The organism is Haloferax sp. ATB1, assembly GCF_000730175.1.
The window spans coordinates 28,537-47,252 of the sequence record NZ_JPES01000077.1; the positions used below are offsets into that span (position 1 = coordinate 28,537).

Consider the following 18,716-nt stretch of genomic DNA (forward strand, 5'->3'; position numbering starts at 1 on the left):
GATGATTTTTGTAGGCCCTGAGCGCGGTGGGTCCAGCACCGCTCTCAGGGAGGGTCCGTCAATAGCCATGACGGAAGCCAAAACCACGGGTGTTACCACCCGCATAGCGACCGATGCAGCACAGTTTGATAAGAGCGACGAGTCCACGTGTGAGGTCTGTCTCCTCCGCCCGGCGGTCGGCGTCGATGCCGAGACTCGCCTGAGCGTCTGTCGGAAGTGCGCGGCGCTGGAGGTCGACAGATGAGCCACTCCGCGTGCAGGCGTCCCTGCCGCGCGTGTGACAGACTCCGCGGTCTCGACGACGACGGTCATTGTTCTGAGTGCCGCCGCGTCGAACGTCAGCTCGTGACCGACGGCGGGCAGGCCGATTCTACTCGTCCTGCGTTCATCGATCCGCTGACCGAGTGGGTTGAGTGTCACTTCTGCGGGCGAGTTCTGGAGCCGACGGAGTGCGACGGCTTCGATCTCTCGACCGAAGACGAGTATTATCCGCGAATGGTTCCGGTCTGCCCCGAGCACGACGGAGGATGCAGATGACGTACTACCCAACGTGTGCGGTCTGTCGGATGGAAGTCGATCCGTCTGAGGACTACGTCTCTGTCGAAGCGGAGTACAGGTTCACCGCCGACCGGAACGATGTCGACGACTACTACCTGCATTGGCGATGCGCCATGTCTGTCTTCGACGGGTGGGGTGAGCCATGAACGGACCCTCAGAACTCAAGCCCCGCGAGGCCGTTCGCCGCTATCTTGACCGTCGTGGGACGGAACTCTCGGAGTCGAGCATCAAGACCTACAGGTACCGTCTGAAACTCTGGGTCGAATGGTGTGAGGACCAGAATATCGAACGCGTCTCTGACCTGAACGGATGGACGTTCGAGCAGTTCGAGGCCTTTCGCGCCGGTCAGGGTATCGCCTCACCTACTCTCCATGGCGAGATGGAGACGCTACTCGGGTTCATCGAGTACCTCGAGCGCATCGAGGCGGTCGAAGACGGTCTCTCGAAGAAGGTCCACGTGCCGAGTGTCCCGATGTCGGAGCGGTCGCGAGACACGATGTTGGTTCCCGACGACGCGCTTCGATTGCTTCGGTACTACCGGTCACACAGTAGCGTCCGCGGGACTCGGTTCCACGCGGTTCTCGAACTCGCGTGGCACACGGGCGCTCGTCTTGGTGCCCTTCGTGGGCTCGATCTGCGCGACTACTACCCCGATGAGCAGTATGTCGAGTTCGTCCACCGACCGGAGTCCGAGACGCCGCTGAAGAATCAGATGAATGGCGAACGTACGGTTTCGCTCTTGCCGGAGGTCGTCGAGTCGCTGAACACCTACATCGAGAAGTTCCGGCCAGACGGTCACGACGACTTTGGTCGCTCTCCGCTGTTCGTGACGCACCACGGGACTCGTATCTCGAAGAACGGCTTTCGGGGGTGGATGTATCAGGCGACGCAGCCGTGTGTTGCCGGTCCGTGCCCGCACGAGTACGAGAAAGATTCCTGCGAGTTCGCGGGGTCATACACACAGGGTAGCAAGTGTCCGTCTTCTCGATCACCGCACCACATTCGAACGGGGTCGATTACGTGGCACAGAGATCGCGGGTTCCCTGCGGAGGTGACCGCGGAGCGCGTGAATGCGTCTCAGGAGGTTATTGAACAGCATTACGACAAAGCGTCCCAGCGCGAACGGATGGAGCTTCGCCGCCGTCCTCACCTGGACAAACTCCGGATTGAGTGAGCCATGAGTAGGAATATCTCAGTTCGACCGATAGAGGTAGTGGAGAGTCGGCTACTGATGGGTAAGGACAGCCCGGGCGGTCCCATTGGGTTTATAAATAAAACAACCCGTTTTGCTGCTACTTCCCACCCCAACAGAGAGGAGTCTCAACTCGGTTTTACCCCGGCGACGTGTTTCGACGCGAACGCGACACTCGAGCATCCAACGCGTCCGAGAGACACGCAAACTCCGTCGCAAACAGTCGGCGGCCCGGTCCCACGGGACGGCGGCGAGAAGATTTTTGCGGTGAGCGGGAATCCACTCGATTACGGTGTCAATTCAACCACTCGACGTTCTCGGCGGCCTCATGTTCCTCGCGGGAGTCCTGCTCATCACGGGCCTCATCGCGACCGGTAGCACCAGCAGCCAGCGACTCGAAACCGGCGCGATGCTCATGGTGTTAGGAACTGCCGCCGTGGCGGGACCGCGAGCGTACCGCAGGGCGCTCGACAGAACGGGATAGCCGGGTCCCCCGCGAGCGTTACGCGGTGGGTGGACGGACCGCGGCGTCGGTCGTCGTCGACGCCGGCGTCGAGGAGGGATTCCTCGCTACCGCCGATGCCGTCGAGTTGTTCGTCGCCGATTCGACTGTCGCAGTGCCACTCGAAGCGGCCTTCGCGTCGACCCACGACTCGTACTCCGATTGGGTCATCACGACGACCTGCCCGTGCATCCTGCTGTGTCCCGTTCCACAGAGTTCGGCGCAGTAGAGGTCGTACTCGCCGGTCTGGGTCGCGCGAGTGCGTGCGACCTGCTCCTGACTGGGGAAGATGTCCTGTTTGACGCCGAGGCCGGGGACGTATATCGAGTGGATGACGTCCTCGGACTCCATCACGAGACGTACGTCTCTGTCCTGCGGGATGACGAGGCGGTTCTGCGTGGTGATGTTCTCCTCTGGATAGCGGAACTCCCAGCCCCACTGGTACGCGACGACTTCGACCTCCATGTCGGCGGTGTCATCGCCCGAAGCGGCGGCGACAGCGGGCGTGAGGTAGGGGTTCGTGAGGACGTAGTAGCCGGAGATACCGACGAAGACGAGGATGACCGCCGTCGCCACAGTCCACGTAATCTCCAGTGCGGGGTCGTCGGTGGTGGGCTTCGGGTCGTCGTTGTTGCGGAAGCGATAGATGGCGTAGAAGAGGACCAACTCCACGAACAGCGTGAGCGGGAGGGCGACGTAGAGTAGCTGCGTGTTGAGTTCGTCAATCGCCGCGCGATTGATAGACTGCGCGGCGACCGGTGCCGCCACGAGCGCGAGAGCCATCGCAACGAGAGCGAATTTGACGAGCGGCCGAAGGCGACTCATTGAGTCGGGCTACCACGCGAAGGGCCAAATAGGTTGGTCACCGCTGTCTGTTGGTTTTTCGAGACAGTTCGGTTTGTCGCACCGGTTCATCCCGTGCAACCTAGTTTTATTTCCGGTCACAGTGAACGTCACGTAATGGCACTCACTGCGGGTCTCTCCATCGGTACGAAGGGCGGTGAGTCGACCCGATGACGAGCAGAGCACTCGTCGAGATGGCCGCGCTCGCGCTCGTCGTGTTCTCGGTCGGAGCGTTGTGGGTGCGACTCCGACGCGAGAAGACCATCGAGAGCGACGGTGGCGCGACCATCCAAGAGAGCATCAGCGCCGAACTTGGACGGTTCCAGAGACAACTGCTCCGCATCCTGACGACGACTGACCACCGCGAAATCGGTATCCTCTACATCCTCTTCGGGACGCTCGCTGGCGTCTGGGGCGGTATCGACGCGATGATGCTCCGAACGGAACTTCTCACCCCGCCCGCGGATATCTGGACGCCGGAGACCTACAACGCGCTCTTTACGACGCACGGGCTGACGATGCTCATCTTCTTCGTGCTTCCCGTGTTCTTCGGCATCGCGAACTACTTCATCCCGCTTCTCATCGGCGCGGACGACATGGCGTTTCCCCGCGTCAACGCCATCGGGTTTTGGCTCCTCCCGCCCGCACTGTTGCTTGTCCGGATGGGGCTCTTCGTCCAGGTCGGCGGCCAGTTTCTCGGCCTGTTCTTCCCGGAGGAGACGATTCGGTTCTTCCTCAGCCTCCGCGAGGTCGGCGTCGGCTGGACGCTCTACGCGCCGCTTTCGGTACAGAGTCAGAACCCACAGCTCGACCTGTTGCTTCTCGGCCTCCATCTCAGCGGTATTTCGACGACCGTCGGGGCTCTCAACTTCATCGTGACTATCGTCCACGAGCGCGGCGAGAACGTGACGTGGGCGAACCTCGACATCTTCTCGTGGAACATCCTCGTGACGAGCGGACTCGCGCTGTTCGCATTCCCGCTTCTCGGGAGCGCGCTCGTCATGCTCCTCCTCGACCGCAACTTCGGGACGACGTTCTTCGCCGTCGAAGGCGGCGGCGCGATTCTGTGGCAACACCTGTTTTGGTTCTGGGGCCACCCGGAGGTCTACATCCTGTTCCTCCCCGCAACGGGCTCATGAGCACGATTCTCCCGAAGTTCGTCGGGCGGAAGCTCTTCGGCTACCGCTTTATCGTCTACTCGACGCTCGGCCTCGGCGTCCTCTCGTTCGGGGTCTGGGCGCACCACATGTTCGTCACGGGCGTCGACCCCCGAATCAAGGCGTCGTTCATGGCCGTCTCCATCGCAATCGCCGTCCCCAGCGCCATCAAGGTCTTCAACTGGCTGGCGACGATGTGGGAAGGCGACATCCGGATGAGCGCCCCGTTCATGCTCTGTGCGGGCAGTATCTCGACGTTCATCATCGGCGGCGTCACCGGCGTGTTTCTGGCGGTCATCCCCGTCGACATCCTCTACCACGGCACGTACTACGTGGTCGGCCACTTCCACCTCATCGTCGTCGGCATCATCCCGTTCATGATGGTCGCCGCGAGCTACTACTGGTATCCGCTCATGACCGGCCGCTGGTACGACACGCGGCTGGCGAAGTTCCAGGCCGTGCTCATGATTGTCGGGTCGCTCGTGACCTTCATGACGCTCCTCATCATCGGCGGGGTCGGCCTGCCGCGGCGGCAGGCAATCTACCCACCGGAGTACCAGTTCGCAAACCAGATTGCGACCGTCGGCGCGTACGTCATCGGGCTGAGCGTCCTGCTGTGGCTCTACAACGTCGTGGTCTCGTACTGGCGAGGCGCGCCGGTCGAAACGACTGACCCGTGGAACCTCAAGGCGACGAGGCAGTTCACGAAGGAGTGGCAGTGGTTCGAATCCCGGATGGTCGCGCAGTACGGACTGTCGCCGGCCACGCCGTCGTCGGTTCGGCGGTCGTTCGACCCGTCCGCGGAACCGGAGGGGCTGGCGGGCGGTGTCGGCTCGGTCATTCAGGACGTGTCTCGGAAGGCTTCGGCGGCCGCCGTCGGCGGCATCGTCGGCACGCTCCTCATGACCGGCGGCCTCGGGACGGCGGTGTTCATCGACGTGCTCGACCCGGCCTCGTTCGGTGAAATCGCGGAACTCGTCGGGCTCCCGGCGAGTCCCGTCCTCGGCTCCCTCCTCTTTCTCGTCGGCGGCACGGTCACGTGGCCGCTTCTCTTCCTCGCCTTCCGCGAGTTCCTGCCCGGGCGGTTGCTCTTCGAACGCGGACTGGTGTTCTCGACGCTCATCTGGACCGGGTTCGTCGTGGCGTTCTACACCGGCCAGCAGGGACTCGGTCTCGTCGGCTACCTCGCGTTCGGCCTCGTCGCCCACTGGTCGTACGGGCTCGGGCTGACCGTCACCTTCCAGTACCTGCGGTCGAGACAGCGGGCCGCGCTGGGAGGTGGAAAATGAGTCGGAGCGGCGATTCGGTGCTGTTTACCTACATCGCACCTTTCCTCGGCGTGTTGCTCGTCGCCGTCGGCATCGCCGCGGCCGTCCCCGCCACGTACGACGTGATTCAGGACGACATCACGACCTGCGGGACGCCCACTATCGCGGTCGATTCGCCCGAAGAGACCACGGCCCGTTTCGGTGAGGACCCGCGACCGAATCTGACGCGGTTCGCCTACGAGGACCTCTCGGAGGCCGAACAGGAGGCGTTCAGGGACGCCCTCGACGACTCAGTCGGAGAGTCCCGCGTCGACGGCGAGTTCCCACACTACGGCGCGTTCCTGAACGGGAGCCTCGTCACCTACGAGGGCGAGCGCCACTACACGACCGTCGTCGCCGAGAACCCCTGTTTCGTGGCCGCGCCGCTCCAACTGCCGCTGGGCGTGTTCGCAATCGCCCTCGGGGGCATCGGCATCCTGACGCCGCCCGCGTATCGAAAACTGGTCGCGCTCGAAGAAGGCGCGGAGTGAGAGGAGGCGGCGCAGGGCCGCCGTCGCCGCGGACACCTCAATCTTCTCCAGCCATCTCCCCAGTCGCCTCAGCCGAGTTCCGCGCCGACGTAGACGACGGCGACGAGGAATATCCAGACCACGTCCACGAAGTGCCAATAGAGGGCGACCGTCCGAACCGACGTGTCCCGCTCCGCCGTGTACTGCCCGCGGAGCGCGCGCCCGAAGACGAGTATCAGGAGCAGGACACCGAGCGAGACGTGCAGGCCGTGAAGGCCCGTGAGACCGTAGAAGGCGCTGGCGAACGCGCCGCTCGTGAGCGTGAACCCCTCTTCCGCGATGAACTCGTAATACTCGAGCACCTGCCCGCCGAGGAACACGACGCCGAGGACGACCGTCGCGGCCATGCCGCCGAGGAAGCCGCGGCGATTACCGGCTTCGAGGGCGTGGTGGCCGTAGTGGAGCGTGACGCTGCTCACGACCAACAAGAGCGTGTTCACGAGGACGAGCGAACCGAGTAGGTGCGGGAGTTCGGTCGGGGGCCACGTTCCGACGCGGATGAACCCGTAGTAGACGAACCCCGCGAGGAACGTCGCCACGTCGGAGACGAGAAACAGCACCATCCCGCTGACGTACATCGGCTCGCGGTCGGTCGTCGAGGCGTCCCAGTAGTCGGCCAGAAACGCCTCGTACGTCCACCCGGCGATGCCGCCGAGGAATCCGAGGACGCCGAGGCCGACGAGAACGAGCGGAATTGCGGTCGGCACGAGGGACGAGCCCACGAGAAAGAGGCCGGCACCGGCGTACAGTCCAGCGGCACCGCCGGCGGTGACAAGCGGCCACCGACTCGTGTGTTCGTGTTCGCCGGTCGCCGACCCGACCGCGGTGTCGCTCAGTCCCATGCGAAACCGGTGGGTCTCGGGTCACAATAAACACCCGGACGACGGGGTCGTCAGGCGCGGGCCACCGTGACAAACGGGGTGACCGGAGGCGCATCGACGGCGGCGGCGTCTGCTTCGCTCTCGTTCGTCTCGTTCGTCCGCTGGACGACGTAGCGCTGGCCGACCATCGGGTCCAAGAGGCTGTCGACGGGCGCGCGGTCGTCAGTGAGAAGCGGCACGTCGCCGGTGGGTTCGTCGTTCCGGTAGGACGTGAGTTCGGCCGCGAGGTCGATGCCGATGTCGCGGCGCTGATTACGCGCCTGTAGCTCCTCGGCCGTCACGAGCGTCTCGTCTTTCGTCGCCACGACCTCGATATTCTGGACGACGACGCTCCCCGCGGTGGGGAAGCTGTACACCTGCGGGTAGACCGACTGCATCGTCTTGTACTCCGCGCGGTAGAACTGCGAGGCCGGGCCGCTCGGCGCGGAGATGATGTTGGCGAACAGGACGCCGTCCTCGTCGAGGCGGTCCGACGTGAGCTGCATGAACTCCTGAGTCGTCAACTGGAACGGGACCTTGTCCTTCCGGTAGGCGTCGAGGACGATGAGGTCGTACGTCCGGTTCGTCTCTCTGAGGTACTGCCGGCCGTCCATCGTGTGGACGTTGAGCCGCGGCGACTCCTCGACGCCGAAGTACTCCTCGGCGACGGAGACGACCTCGGGGTCGAGTTCGACCACGTCGACGGTCACGTTCGGATACTTCTCCAAGAAACACGCGCGGGCCGGTGAACCCGCCGCCGCCGACGAACAGCACCCGGTCGATGTCGTCGGACAACAGGAAGGGGACGTGGAAGTACGAGGTGTAGTCGAAGACGTGGCGCGTCGGGTCGTCGAGGTCCATCGCGCTGTGGGGCTGGCCGTCGAGGTAGAGCGTCCGCGTTCCGCCCGCGTCGGCGACGCGGAGCTCCTGATAGGCGGTCTGGGTGTGGTAGACCGTCGTGCCGCGGGAGTCGAGACCGACGCCGCCGGTCAGCGACGCGAGGACGAGGAGGGCGGCGATACTGACGCTCCAGACCGCCTCGTCGCGGCCGATGTTTGGCCGGGCGAGCGCGAGCGCCGTCACGACCGAGATGAGTCCGAAGACCAGCCCGATGTTGGTGACGCTCAGCGAGGGGATGAGGAAGTAGGTGGTGGCGAACGCGCCGATGATGCTGCCGACGGTGCCGACGGCGTAGACGTGGCCCGACGCCGCGCCCACGTCGGACCGCCCGGAGAGTTCGGCCGCGTAGGGACTGATGAAGCCGAGGAAGTAGGTCGGCGGGCCGAACAGGAGCGTAATCGCCGGGAGCGACGCGAATCGGCTCGGGAGCGGGAGGCTCGCCGTCGACTGGATGAACAGGTCGCCGAGGAGGATGACGCCCGCGATGTAGGCCGCGGTGCCGATGAAGACGCGGACGAGCGCGCCGTTCGACGCCGCTGCGGCCCGCTGCCCGCCGCGGTGGTAACCGAGGCTCAGCGCCGCGAGGAAGACGCCGATGATGCTCCCCCACGTGTAGATGCTGCTACCGAACTCGGGGGCGACCATCCGACCGGCGAGAATCTCCAAGCCCATGCTCGTGACCCCGGAGACGAACACCGCAAGTTCGGGACGCGTCATCCGGAGCCACGAGCCGGCGGCGGTCGATGCCATGTCAGTATGCCAAGGGGCGCGGCCGTATTAATTCACGCACGGCGGCGAGCCGGACGACGCGTAGGGGTGGTCGACCCCGCCGGCTCCGCGACGCACTCGCGCGAACCTTCTTATCTGATGACGGGGCCAGCCCGTCCCGTGTCCTCCCTCGTCGCCGCGTCCGACCTCGCCCGCGCCGCGTACTGTCCGCGACAACTCTACTACGCCCGCCGCGACGACGACCGAGCGCCGCCGCCCGCGGTTCGCGACGTTCGCGCGCTCGCCTTCGAGTATCCCGCCCTGCTCGACGGCCCCGCCGACGAACTCGCGGCCCGACCGATTTCGGTGTCAGCGTCGGCGTACCGCGAGAACCTCGCTCGCCTCCGCGAGCGCGACGACTGGGACGCGCTCACCGACCCCGTCGCCCGCGACGTGCTCCTCGCGGGGAAAGACTGCCGCGGCATCGCGCACAAACTCGTGCGGTCGCCCGACGACGGCGACGATGGCCGGCCAACCGCCGGTTCCGTCGCTCGTCTCGCCGGGCGAACCGCCCGAGCACGGCGTCTGGGAACCGCAGCGCGTCAGGGCCGTCGCGCTGGCGAAGGCGCTCGCGTGGGAGCGCGAAACGTCGATACCGCGGGCGCTGGTCGAGTACCCGAGAGTCGGCGTCGTCCGGACGGTCAGGCTCACGACCGGGAACAAGGCGGCCTACCGCCGGGCGCTCCGCGTCGCCCGCAACCTCGATTTCGTCCCGTCGCGGCTCCGCGACTCCTCGAAGTGCGAGTCGTGCGCCTATCGGGAGCGGTGCGGGGTGAAAACGTGGTCGTTGGCGTCGCTACTCGGCCGGTGAGGTTAGGCTACGCGTCGGCGGCGTGTTCGTCTAACCACGCCTCGATATCGTCTGCCATCGCGCCGCGGCGGTGGACGACGCCGCGACCGGGGTCGACGACGGTGCTCTCGGTGCCGGGGGTCGTCCCACCGTCGAGGACGACGGCGACGGCGTCCCGAATCTCGTCGGAGAGCTGCGAGGGATGCGTGATGCTCCCGGTTCCGGAGCGGTTGGCGCTGGTCGCCGTGACGGGTGTCCCGGCCGCGCGGAAGAGGTCCAAGGCGAGTTCGTGGTCGGGAACGCGGACGCCGACGCGCTCTTTCCCGGCGACGAGCGCGTCCGGCAGACTGTCGCGTCGCTCCACGACGACCGTCACCGGACCGGGGAGGAACCGGCGCATGAACGTCTCCTCGCGCTCGTCGGCGACGACGTGCGCCAGCGCGGCGTCCACGTCGGGGAAGCCGGCGGAGAGCGGTTTGTCTCGGTCGCGGCCCTTGATGTCGAAGACGCGTTCGACCGCGTCGGCGTTCGTCGCGTCCGCGCCCATGCCGTAGACCGTCTCGGTCGGATAGACGACCGCCTCGCCGCGGCGAATGGCGTCGGCGGCACGCTGTACGTCGTCGTCACTCATGGACGAACTGACGCGCAACGGGCGAAAAAGCGTGACGAAACGGCGATTCCGTGCGGGGCGGAGAAGCGGGGCAGCGCAGGACGGCGCGGCGGGAATCGAGCGCGTGGCCTACAGGCCGGCGAGCGCGTCCGCGAGTTCCTCGTAGTCCGGGAAGTCCGGCCACTCGTCGGCGACCCAGCGGTACTGGACCGTTCGCTCCTCGTCGAGGAGGAACACGGCGGGGCGGTGTTCGGTGACGCCGGTCATCCCGTCGAGGTCGTGTTCGAGGTCGTAGTCGGCCGCGACGCCGGCCGCGGGGTCAGAGAACAGGCGGGCGTCCACGTCGCGTTCTTCGAGGAACGACTTGTGCTCGTAGGGCGACGAGATGGAGACGCCGACCGCCTGCACGTCCTCCGGGACGCCGCGGTCGCGGAGTTCGTTCCAGACGTACGTCGCCGGGAACGCGCCCGCCATCGTGTGGAACACGAGGAGGACGGGGCCGTCGGCGGCGACGTCGGAGAGGGACGCGTCCTCCCAGAACTCGTCGTTGACGAGCGGACGGGTGAAGTCCGGGGCGGTGTCGCCCGGTTCCGGCGCGTCGTGCTCGGGGAGGTCGACGACGTCGAAGTCGACCATCAGGCTCCCTCCCCGTAGGTGTTTTCGAGGTACTCGACGATGTTCGCCGACTCGGACATCGTGACGCCGGTGTTGTCGTCCACGATGGCCGGAACCGAGCGCTTGCCCGAGACGCGCTTGACGACGTTCCGGTCGGAGTGCATCGGCTCGACGAACCGCGACTGGTAGGCGAGACCCTGCTCGTCGAGCGTGCGGACGACCCGCTCGCAGTACGGGCACGCCTGCAGTCGGTACAGCGTAATCGCCGGTTGCTCGTCGGACATGGGCGGCTGTTGGGAAGAGCGTCGCCTAAGCCCTTCGCTCGCGGGCATCCGCGCCGCAATATCGGTTCGGCGACGTACCGCCTCGGCCAGCTAGACGGTGTCACGCCGAGCCGGGGGCATCGAATCGGCGTTCTCGCGGTTCGCCAACGGGGTCGACGAGGGCGGACGAGACGCCGACCGAGAGGGGTTCGAGGGCAACTCTTAATTCCGGTCCCGCGCAAGACAGTGTAGTTACATGGGTTTGCCGCCGCTACAGTTACCACCAGCCACGACACTCGCGGCCGCACAGGTCTCGAACATTCCGCTGGACGATACGACGATAACGGTCCTCGGCGTGATCGGAATCATCGTCCTGATCGGCCTCTCGGCGTTCTTCTCCTCGTCCGAGATTGCGATGTTCTCGCTCGCAAAACACCGCGTCGACTCGATGGTCGAAGACGGTGTGCCGGGCGCGGAGCGGGTGAAAGCGCTCAAAGACGACCCGCACCGGCTTCTCGTGACTATTCTGGTTGGAAACAACATCGCGAACATCGCGATGTCCTCGATATCGACCGGACTGCTCGTCTTCGTCGGCTTCCAACAGGGAGAGGCGGTCGCAATCGCGACGTTCGGGATTACGGCGGTCGTCCTGCTGTTCGGCGAGAGCGCGCCGAAGTCCTACGCGGTCGAAAACACCGAGTCGTGGGCGCTCCGAATCGCGCGGCCCCTCAAGTACGCCGAGCTGCTGTTGCTCCCGCTCGTCGTCTTCTTCGACTACCTGACCCGCGTCATCAACAAGGTCACCGGCGGTCAGACCGCCATCGAGACGACCTACGTCACCCGCGACGAGATTCAGAATCTCATCGAGACGGGCGAGCGCGAGGGCGTCATCGAGGAGGAAGAACGCGAGATGCTCGACCGCATCTTCCGGTTTAACTCGACGATCGCCAAGGAGGTCATGACCCCGCGCCTCGACATGACCGCCGTCCCGAAGGACGCGACCATCGACGAGGCCATCGAGACGTGCGTGCAGGCCGACCACGAGCGGGTCCCCGTGTACGACGGTAACCTCGACAACATCATCGGCATCGTCAACATCCGAAACCTCGTCCGCGAGAAGTACTACGGCGAACGCGGCGTCGGCATCGCAGACATCGTCTCGCCGACGCTCCACGTCCCCGAGTCGAAGAACGTCGACGAACTCATGGCCGAGATGCAGGACACTCGGATGCAGATGGTCGTCGTCATCGACGAGTTCGGGACCACGGAGGGGCTCATCACCCTCGAAGACATGGTCGAGGAAATCGTCGGCGACATCCTCGAAGGCGACGAAGAAGAGCCGTTCGAGGCGGTCGACGAGAACACCTACCTCGTCCGCGGCGAGGTCAACATCGACGAGGTCAACGAGATGCTCGACATCGAACTCCCCGAGGGCGAGGAGTTCGAGACGCTCGCCGGCTTCATCTTCAACCGCGCCGGCCGCCTCGTCGAGGAAGGCGAGGAGATCAGCTACAACGACATCGTCATCCGCATCGAGCAGGTCGACAACACGCGCATCATGAAAGCGCGCATCCGGACCAACGCGGGCATCGAAGCCGCCGACGGAAACGGCGGCGACGACGAGAACGGCGGCGACGAGGAAGCGGAAGTCGAGCCCGACACCTGATCGGTCCTGACCGGTCCGACCTGACTGAACCCGTTCGTCTCGACGACCGATCCCGTTTCGTCCCGACATCCGAGCTCGTTTCGTCCCGACATCCAACTGGACTCGTTTTCGAACCGTCGTCCGCCGTGAGTCACCCGAGGAGCGTAAAGGAGAGAACCACGAGCACCAGCGACGCCAGCGCGAGGAAGGCCAACCCGGTCGCGTCGGCGGTGCCGTCGCCGAGGCGTCGCGCCCGCCCGCGGAAGCGAATCGCCAGCGCGAACGCGCCGAGACCGACGCTCCCGAAGGCGAACCCGCGGAGCGAGATACCGGTCACGACCGCCATCGCGACGTGGTAGACGCCGAAGACGGCCCAGAGGGCAGAAACGAGGGTGGCGAGCGCGACGCGGATCCCACGAACGTTCACAGACCGAGTACGCTCGACACGAGCGTAAAGACGCCGTAGCCCAGCCCGAACGCGAGCGCGAGCGAGCCGACCCACGCGAGGACCGTGTACAGCATCTTCCGCCGGGAGACGCCCGACCCGCCGGCGGCGTAGCCGGAGCCGATGATGGCGCTGACGATAATCTCGTTGAACGACACGGGAACGCCGAGGGCGACGGCGGTCTGGGCGATGGCGAACGAGGGAATCATCGCCGCGATGGAGCGCCGCGGCCCGAGCGAGGAGTAGTCCTGCGCGAGCGCCTTAATCATGCGCGGCGCGCCGGTCCACGACCCAGCGAGGAGACCCACCCCGCCGCCGACGAGAAGCGCCGGAAGCGGGACCGCGACCACGTCCAGCAGGGGAACGAGCGGCCCGATGGCGAGGCCGACCTGACTGCCGCCCGCCGAGAAGGCGACGAGGCCGCCGAGGACGAGCAGGAATCGCCGCTGACCGCGGGTCTTGTCGGTCGTCACCCAGCGACCGACGATCGCGGCCGCGACGAGCGCGACGAAGAGGGAGGCGGCGACGAACCAGACCGTCTCGCCGAGGCCGATGCGGTCGGTCAGTTCGACTGCAGCGGCCCGGGCGACCGAGGCCGAACCCGACGCGCCGCCGAGCCCCGCGAACTCCATGTTGGCGACGAGCAGGCCGACGATTCCGGCGAGCGCGGGGACGGTCCACTGCTCGGAGACGCCGTCGGCGCGGAGGAGTCTGGCGGTCGCGTACGACGCCCCGCCGCCGACGAACGGCGTGAGAACCCACAGCGAGACGATTTGTTGGTACTTCGCCCACGCGGGGTCGCCGCCCATGGCGAGGCCGACGCCGACGACCGCGCCGGTGACGGTGAAGGCGGTGGCGATGGGGTAGCCCGCGAAGACGCCGAGCGCGACGAGCACCGCCGCAGTGAGGAGCGCGACGACCGCGGCCCCCGCGGTCAGCGTAACGCCGCCGATGAGTTCCGTTCCGACCGCGTTGGTGACGTTCGCGCCCTGCAGGAACGCCCCGGCGAAGCCGAGCAGGCCGACGATGAAGCCCGCGCGCATCACTGAGATGGCGTTGGCTCCGACCGCGGGCGCGAACGGCGTCGACCCCGACGACCCCGCGCCGATGGCCCACGCCATGAACAGGCTGGCGAGAGCGGCGACGACGAACGTGGCGAGCGTCGCGGCGGCTACCACGGGGCGACACCCCGGCGGTCGTCGGCGTCGGCTGTTGTCCCGTCCATCAGCGGCGGCGCGCCTCGTCGTACCCCTCGCTCAGGCCGAGGAGCGTCCGACGGACGAGGAGATACCCGAAGAAGACGAAGAGCAACAACGCGACGAGCAGCCCGACGAACACGGGATTCCCCGCGAGAAAGTCGACGAGGCCGTCTACGACCAAAGGGTCGGTCATGTGGATGGGTTCGGCGGGCACGAGGTATAGCAATTTCGGCGACGGGTCGTGAAAGAATACGAACACTCATGAGAAAACGCGAGTAACGCGGATTCGATGGCCGACCTCATCCCCTCCAGCCCGGGCGACCCGGACGACGACCGGGACGACCGAGACCCCAAGGTTATCGGCCTCGACAGCGACGAGGCCGACGACCTGCTCGGCGCCATCTCCTCGTCGACCGCCCGGTCGGTCCTCGCGTCGCTCCACGAGTCGCCGGCGACGCCCTCCGACCTCGCCACCGAGGTCGACACGTCCCTCCAGAACGTCCAGTACCACCTCGGAAACCTCTCGGAAGCGGGCCTCATCGAAGTCGCGGACACGAGGTACTCCGAGAAGGGCCGCGAGATGAAGGTGTACACGCCCGCGGACCGGGCGCTCGTCGTCGTCGCCGGGCGCGAGGACGAGACGAAGGGACTGAAAGGCGCGCTCACGCGCCTCATCGGCGGGGTCGGCGTCCTCGGTATCGGCGCGGCCGTGGTAAACCGGCTCGCTCGAACCGGGTCGGTACTCCCGTTCGGCTTCGGCAACTCGGCCGGTGGTGCGGACGGCGCTGGCGGTTCCGAAGCCGGCCAAAGCGGCGGGTCGGGAGGCGACCTCAACGCGACCTATCAGGCCGATTCAGCCAACACGACGACTGCGGCGGACTCGACGACGCAGACCGCGACGCAGACAGCTACCGAAACCGCGACGACGACCGGCGGCGACGGCGGGTTCAGCATCGCCGAAGCGACTACGACGGCGGACTCGGCGACGCAGACCGCGGAGGCGACGCAGACCGCGACAGAGTCGACGCGGACGGTGACGGAGGCCACATGGACCGCCGCGGAGACCGCGACCGCGACGCCGACGCGACGGCGGTTCCGGACACGACGGCCGCACAGACGGCCACGGAGACCGCGGCGCAACTCACGAGCGGGTCGGGCGGACTCGCCCAGACTATCGGGTCGCTCTCGCCGGGGACGCTGTTCTTCCTCGGCGGACTGACCGTGCTTCTCGCGTGGGTCGCGGTGGGCGTGCTGCGTGACTAAAACGGTTGTTTGAGCTTACGGTGCGTATTTGATACCGTCACCCGTAGGAGTGAGTACGAGGTCGCGCGTGGCCCCCAACGGCGACGGGACTGCCATCCGTGCCCCTGCCCCTCACCCCGTCGTCTCGCGCGGCCTCGGACTGTCCCCAACAGGCTTCCCCAGCCTGTTCCCGCTGATTCTTCCGGCCCTCCGCCGGACTCCACTGGGTTACTCGTCAGGGACGATACGGAACGTCTCGAAGACGTCGCCGTCGACGGTGACGAGTCGCCCGCGGAGCCCGCCGTCCGGCAGTTCCTCCAGTTCCGCGTGCGCCTTGCGGTTCCCTCGCGGTTGGGCGTGACTCCCCGGATTGAGGAGTGGAATCGGACCGGTGCCGTCGAATCCCGGCCGGTGGCTGTGGCCGAAGATGACCGCGTCGGCCCCGCGCTCGCGGCCGAACATCGAAAGCGCGGTGTTCCCGCCGCGGCGGGTGTGCGTCACCGCGAACTCGACGCCGCCGTAGGTGACGTTTCGCGCGACTGGAATCCGGTCGCGAATCTCGGGACCGTCGTTGTTGCCGTAGACCGCGAGGAAGCTGTCGGCCTCGTCGATGAACGCGTCGAGGACGGACTCGCGCATGAAGTCGCCCGCGTGGACGACGAGGTCGGCCTCGCGGACCGCGTCGAGGGTTCGGTTAGTCAGACGATGGCCGTCCGTGCTGTGAGTATCGGAGACGACGACGAGCATGCGCCGGGCTAGGGCCCGGAGGGATTGAAACCTACCGACTGCGGCGTCGGTGTCGGTCGGGGCCGGCCAGGACCGGTCGGCGAGCGGTGTCTCGGTTCCTCGTCGGTAGCTCTATCCGAGCGGGGGGAGTGGCCCACGATATGGCAGGCAGTACGTCCGTCGTCGTCGCCGCGCTCTTCGCGAACGGGGCGATTGCGATTCTCAAGTTCCTCGGCTATCTCGCGACCGGGAGTCCCTCCATGCTCTCCGAAACGTATCACTCCATCTCCGACACCGGTAACCAGGTGTTCCTCCTCATCGGCATCCGCGACAGCAAGCGCGACGAGACGCAGTCGCACCCCTTCGGTTATGGGAAATCGCAGTTCTTCTACTCGTTTCTCGTCTCCGTGATGCTGTTCGGTATCGCCGGCTGGGAGTCAGCCAAACACGGCTACGACGCCTGATGCACCCCAGCCACGGCGGGGGCGGTGAGGCGCTCTTCCTGCTCGGCTTCGAAATCGAGCCTGTGTTGGTCAACGTCGCCATCCTCCTCGGCGCAATCGCCTTCGAGAGCTACGCCTTCCTGAAGGCGAACGCCGAACTCCGCCGGCAGATGGAGGAGTACGAGTGGAGCGGTCTCGTGGAGGCGTTCCGGGAGACGAGCGACGTGACGACGCTCACGGCGTTCACCGAGGACACCGTCGCCCTCGCCGGCGCGATGCTCGCACTCGTCGGCATCGGCCTCACCGAACTCACGGGCAACGAGCTGTTCGACGCCGGCGCGGCGCTCCTCATCGGGATACTGCTCATGGGCTTCGCCATCGCGCTCGCGTGGGAGAACAAGCGCCTGCTCATCGGCGAGAGCGTCCCCGTGGACGAAGAACAGGAGATTCGGAGACTCGTCCGCGAGCACCCCCACGTCGCACACATCGACAAGTTCCGCGCGTCGTACGTCGGCCCCGAGAAACTCCTCGTCGCCCTCGACGTGAGCTTCGACCCCGAACTCGACACCGAGGAGATAGACGACCACATCAGCGACATCGAGGCCGAACTCAAGGCGGCCGACAACCGGGTCCACTTCGTCTACATCGAACCCGAACTGTAGAGGGACCTCACGCAAATCGCCCCCTCGGTCATGTTCGTCGCCGCCGGCGGCTACATCTACAGGCGGCCGATGTCGGCGAAAAACCTCGTTTCGCCCCGGGAGTGGAGGCACCAGCGAAGGCGGAGAAGCTCCAACGGAAGTTGGCAACGGGGGTAGGTATCACACTCGCCCTCGGTGGCGTGCTGTGGTTCGTCGTCGCGCTTGCGACTGGCTGAAGACACCTACCGCGTTTCGACCGCCTGTGCGACCCGCTCGACTGCTTCTTTGACTTCCGCGCGCGACACGTTCAGATTCGTCGTAAAGCGGGTGTGGTACTCGCCGAACGTCCCACCGAGGACGCCCGCGTCGTCGCACAGACTCACAAACTCCTCGGCCGTCAGCCCGGTACCCTCGGAATCGACGACGACGATGTTCGTATCGGGCGTCGGCACCGACAGTCCGGGGACGGCGTCGAGACCCTCGGCGAGGACCGTCGCGTTCGCGTGGTCGTCGGCGAGGCGGTCGATATTGTCGAGCGCGACGAGCCCCGGCGCGGCGATGATGCCGGCCTGTCGCATGCCGCCGCCGAACTGCTTTCTGACGCGGACGGCGTCCTCGATGAACGCCTCAGAACCGGCGAGCACCGAGCCGACGGGCGCGCCGAGCCCCTTCGAGAGACAGAACATCACCGTGTCCACGTGTTCGACCATCGCCGTCGGGTCCTCGTCGAGGGCGACGCAGGCGTTGAACAGGCGCGCGCCGTCGAGGTGGACGGGAATTCCGAGGTCGTGAGCCGCCGCTGCCGCGGCGTCGATATCGGCTTTCGGAATCGCGACGCCGCCGCGGGCGTTGTGGGTGTTTTCGAGACACAGCACGCCCGTGCCGGCGACGTGAAGCGACTCCTCGCGGGCGTGGTCGCGGACCTGTTCGGGCGTCGGCGCGGCGCGCTCGCCGGCGTCGTAGGCGCGGACCTGCAGGCCCGAAAGCTGGGCGAAGCCGCCGACCTCCCACTTGTAGACGTGCGCCTTCTCGTCCACGAGCGCCTCTTGGCCGGGGTCGGCGTGGACGCGGGCGGCGATCTGGTTGCCCATCGTCCCCGACGGCACGAACAGCGCGGCCTCCTTTCCGACCAGCTCGGCGGCGCGCGCTTCGAGTTCGTTCACGGTCGGGTCGTCGCCGTACACGTCGTCGCCGACGGCGGCGTCGCGGGCGGCCTCGCGCATCTCGTCGGACGGGAGCGTGACGGTGTCGCTTCGGAGGTCTATCATGCGCGGAGAGACCGCGCCGACGGAGAAATAAACGATGGTCCGCGGGGCGTTTCCCCGCGGTGTCGCAATATTTGCGCTTCGAAAGGTGTTTGCCCCGGGGACACACACGACGCGGTATGGACCCGCGCATCCGCGAGCACGCACAGACCATCGTCGACCACTCCACGAGCGTCGAGGCCGGCGACAACGTCGTCGTCTCCGCGCCCGCGGTG

The 18,716-nt window shown here is 66.3% G+C and carries 17 protein-coding genes and 5 pseudogenes; 11 read left to right on the top strand and 11 right to left on the bottom strand.

Going from position 1 to position 18,716, the window contains the following annotated elements; genetic code table 11:
* Nucleotides 1-67: 67 nt before the first annotated feature.
* The 5 genes from ATB1_RS12235 to ATB1_RS12250 all read left to right on the top strand — a co-directional run bounded on the left by ATB1_RS12235 (nt 68) and on the right by ATB1_RS12250 (nt 2,234).
* Nucleotides 68-244, top strand: coding sequence for a hypothetical protein (locus ATB1_RS12235; RefSeq protein WP_241768206.1), 177 nt, complete (start codon nt 68-70; stop codon nt 242-244).
* The gene (locus ATB1_RS12240) at nt 241-537 is read left to right on the top strand and encodes a hypothetical protein (protein ID WP_042664018.1); all 297 of its coding nucleotides are present in this window, start codon (nt 241-243) and stop codon (nt 535-537) included. Before ATB1_RS12235 ends, ATB1_RS12240 begins: the two co-directional genes overlap by 4 nt.
* The gene (locus ATB1_RS22445) at nt 534-704 is read left to right on the top strand and encodes a hypothetical protein (RefSeq protein ID WP_162471309.1); all 171 of its coding nucleotides are present in this window, start codon (nt 534-536) and stop codon (nt 702-704) included. Before ATB1_RS12240 ends, ATB1_RS22445 begins: the two co-directional genes overlap by 4 nt.
* The gene (locus ATB1_RS12245; RefSeq protein WP_004045374.1) at nt 701-1,732 is read left to right on the top strand and encodes a tyrosine-type recombinase/integrase; all 1,032 of its coding nucleotides are present in this window, start codon (nt 701-703) and stop codon (nt 1,730-1,732) included. The genes ATB1_RS22445 and ATB1_RS12245 overlap by 4 nt, the downstream gene beginning before the upstream one ends.
* A gap of 310 nt (nt 1,733-2,042) precedes the next feature.
* Nucleotides 2,043-2,234 carry a hypothetical protein gene (locus tag ATB1_RS12250; RefSeq protein ID WP_042664023.1) on the top strand — a complete coding sequence of 64 codons (192 nt, stop codon included), beginning with the start codon at nt 2,043-2,045 and terminating at the stop codon, nt 2,232-2,234.
* 18 nt (nt 2,235-2,252) lie between these two features.
* Here the strand turns inward: ATB1_RS12250 and coxB are convergent, their stop codons facing one another.
* Nucleotides 2,253-3,077, bottom strand: a complete 825-nt coding sequence (coxB, locus tag ATB1_RS12255) for a cytochrome c oxidase subunit II (protein ID WP_082256392.1) — start codon at nt 3,075-3,077, stop codon at nt 2,253-2,255.
* 188 nt (nt 3,078-3,265) lie between these two features.
* Between coxB and ATB1_RS24385 the strand changes: the two are divergent.
* Together ATB1_RS24385 and ATB1_RS12265 are read left to right on the top strand one after the other, a co-directional pair.
* Nucleotides 3,266-5,541: pseudogene (locus tag ATB1_RS24385) on the top strand (DUF6789 family protein).
* Nucleotides 5,538-6,050 (top strand): hypothetical protein, encoded by a 513-nt coding sequence (locus ATB1_RS12265; RefSeq protein ID WP_042664027.1) that lies wholly within the window; start codon nt 5,538-5,540, stop codon nt 6,048-6,050. The pseudogene ATB1_RS24385 and the gene ATB1_RS12265 overlap by 4 nt, the downstream one beginning before the upstream one ends.
* A 68-nt stretch (nt 6,051-6,118) precedes the next feature.
* Here the strand turns inward: ATB1_RS12265 and ATB1_RS12270 are convergent, their stop codons facing one another.
* Together ATB1_RS12270 and ATB1_RS12275 are read right to left on the bottom strand one after the other, a co-directional pair.
* Nucleotides 6,119-6,931, bottom strand: coding sequence for a heme-copper oxidase subunit III (locus ATB1_RS12270; RefSeq protein WP_042664029.1), 813 nt, complete (start codon nt 6,929-6,931; stop codon nt 6,119-6,121).
* Between the two features lie 50 nt (nt 6,932-6,981).
* Nucleotides 6,982-8,599: pseudogene (locus ATB1_RS12275) on the bottom strand (spermidine synthase).
* A 138-nt stretch (nt 8,600-8,737) separates the two neighbouring features.
* On the opposite strand from ATB1_RS12275, the pseudogene ATB1_RS24150 reads away from it, so the two are divergent.
* A pseudogene (locus ATB1_RS24150) lies at nt 8,738-9,428 on the top strand (hypothetical protein).
* A gap of 7 nt (nt 9,429-9,435) precedes the next feature.
* Here ATB1_RS24150 and ATB1_RS12285 read toward each other — a convergent pair.
* From ATB1_RS12285 to ATB1_RS12295, 3 genes are all read right to left on the bottom strand, one after another.
* The gene (locus tag ATB1_RS12285) at nt 9,436-10,038 is read right to left on the bottom strand and encodes an L-threonylcarbamoyladenylate synthase (RefSeq protein ID WP_042664033.1); all 603 of its coding nucleotides are present in this window, start codon (nt 10,036-10,038) and stop codon (nt 9,436-9,438) included.
* 108 nt (nt 10,039-10,146) lie between these two features.
* Nucleotides 10,147-10,653, bottom strand: a complete 507-nt coding sequence (locus ATB1_RS12290; protein ID WP_042664034.1) for a redoxin domain-containing protein — start codon at nt 10,651-10,653, stop codon at nt 10,147-10,149.
* Complete coding sequence (locus ATB1_RS12295; protein WP_004968989.1) at nt 10,653-10,916, bottom strand: glutathione S-transferase N-terminal domain-containing protein; 264 nt, start codon at nt 10,914-10,916, stop codon at nt 10,653-10,655. The genes ATB1_RS12290 and ATB1_RS12295 overlap by 1 nt, the downstream gene beginning before the upstream one ends.
* Nucleotides 10,917-11,151: 235 nt before the next feature.
* Here ATB1_RS12295 and ATB1_RS12300 point away from each other — a divergent pair, with 235 nt between their 5' ends.
* Nucleotides 11,152-12,561 carry a hemolysin family protein gene (locus ATB1_RS12300; RefSeq protein ID WP_042664037.1) on the top strand — a complete coding sequence of 470 codons (1,410 nt, stop codon included), beginning with the start codon at nt 11,152-11,154 and terminating at the stop codon, nt 12,559-12,561.
* Between the two features lie 130 nt (nt 12,562-12,691).
* Here ATB1_RS12300 and ATB1_RS12305 read toward each other — a convergent pair whose 3' ends face one another.
* From ATB1_RS12305 to ATB1_RS22450, 3 genes are read right to left on the bottom strand one after another with little or no spacing between them, the layout of a single operon-like run.
* On the bottom strand, nt 12,692-12,967 hold the full coding sequence (locus ATB1_RS12305) for a hypothetical protein (protein WP_042664039.1): 276 nt from the start codon (nt 12,965-12,967) through the stop codon (nt 12,692-12,694).
* Nucleotides 12,964-14,163, bottom strand: a complete 1,200-nt coding sequence (locus tag ATB1_RS12310) for an inorganic phosphate transporter (protein ID WP_042664041.1) — start codon at nt 14,161-14,163, stop codon at nt 12,964-12,966. The genes ATB1_RS12305 and ATB1_RS12310 overlap by 4 nt, the downstream gene beginning before the upstream one ends.
* A 46-nt stretch (nt 14,164-14,209) precedes the next feature.
* Entirely contained in the window at nt 14,210-14,377 is a 168-nt protein-coding gene (locus ATB1_RS22450) for a hypothetical protein (RefSeq protein ID WP_167321013.1), read from the bottom strand.
* 96 nt (nt 14,378-14,473) lie between these two features.
* Between ATB1_RS22450 and ATB1_RS12320 the strand changes: the two are divergent.
* Nucleotides 14,474-15,447, top strand: a pseudogene (locus tag ATB1_RS12320) (ArsR/SmtB family transcription factor).
* Between the two features lie 207 nt (nt 15,448-15,654).
* On the opposite strand, the gene ATB1_RS12325 reads toward ATB1_RS12320, so the two are convergent.
* A complete protein-coding gene (locus ATB1_RS12325) occupies nt 15,655-16,173 on the bottom strand; it encodes a metallophosphoesterase (RefSeq protein ID WP_042664046.1) in 519 nt (172 codons plus the stop codon).
* 140 nt (nt 16,174-16,313) lie between these two features.
* On the opposite strand from ATB1_RS12325, the pseudogene ATB1_RS12330 reads away from it, so the two are divergent.
* A pseudogene (locus ATB1_RS12330) lies at nt 16,314-17,257 on the top strand (cation diffusion facilitator family transporter).
* Nucleotides 17,258-17,478: 221 nt separating this feature from the next.
* Here the strand turns inward: ATB1_RS12330 and ATB1_RS12335 are convergent.
* Nucleotides 17,479-18,504 (bottom strand): low specificity L-threonine aldolase, encoded by a 1,026-nt coding sequence (locus tag ATB1_RS12335; RefSeq protein WP_042664049.1) that lies wholly within the window; start codon nt 18,502-18,504, stop codon nt 17,479-17,481.
* Between the last annotated feature and the right edge of the window lie 212 nt (nt 18,505-18,716).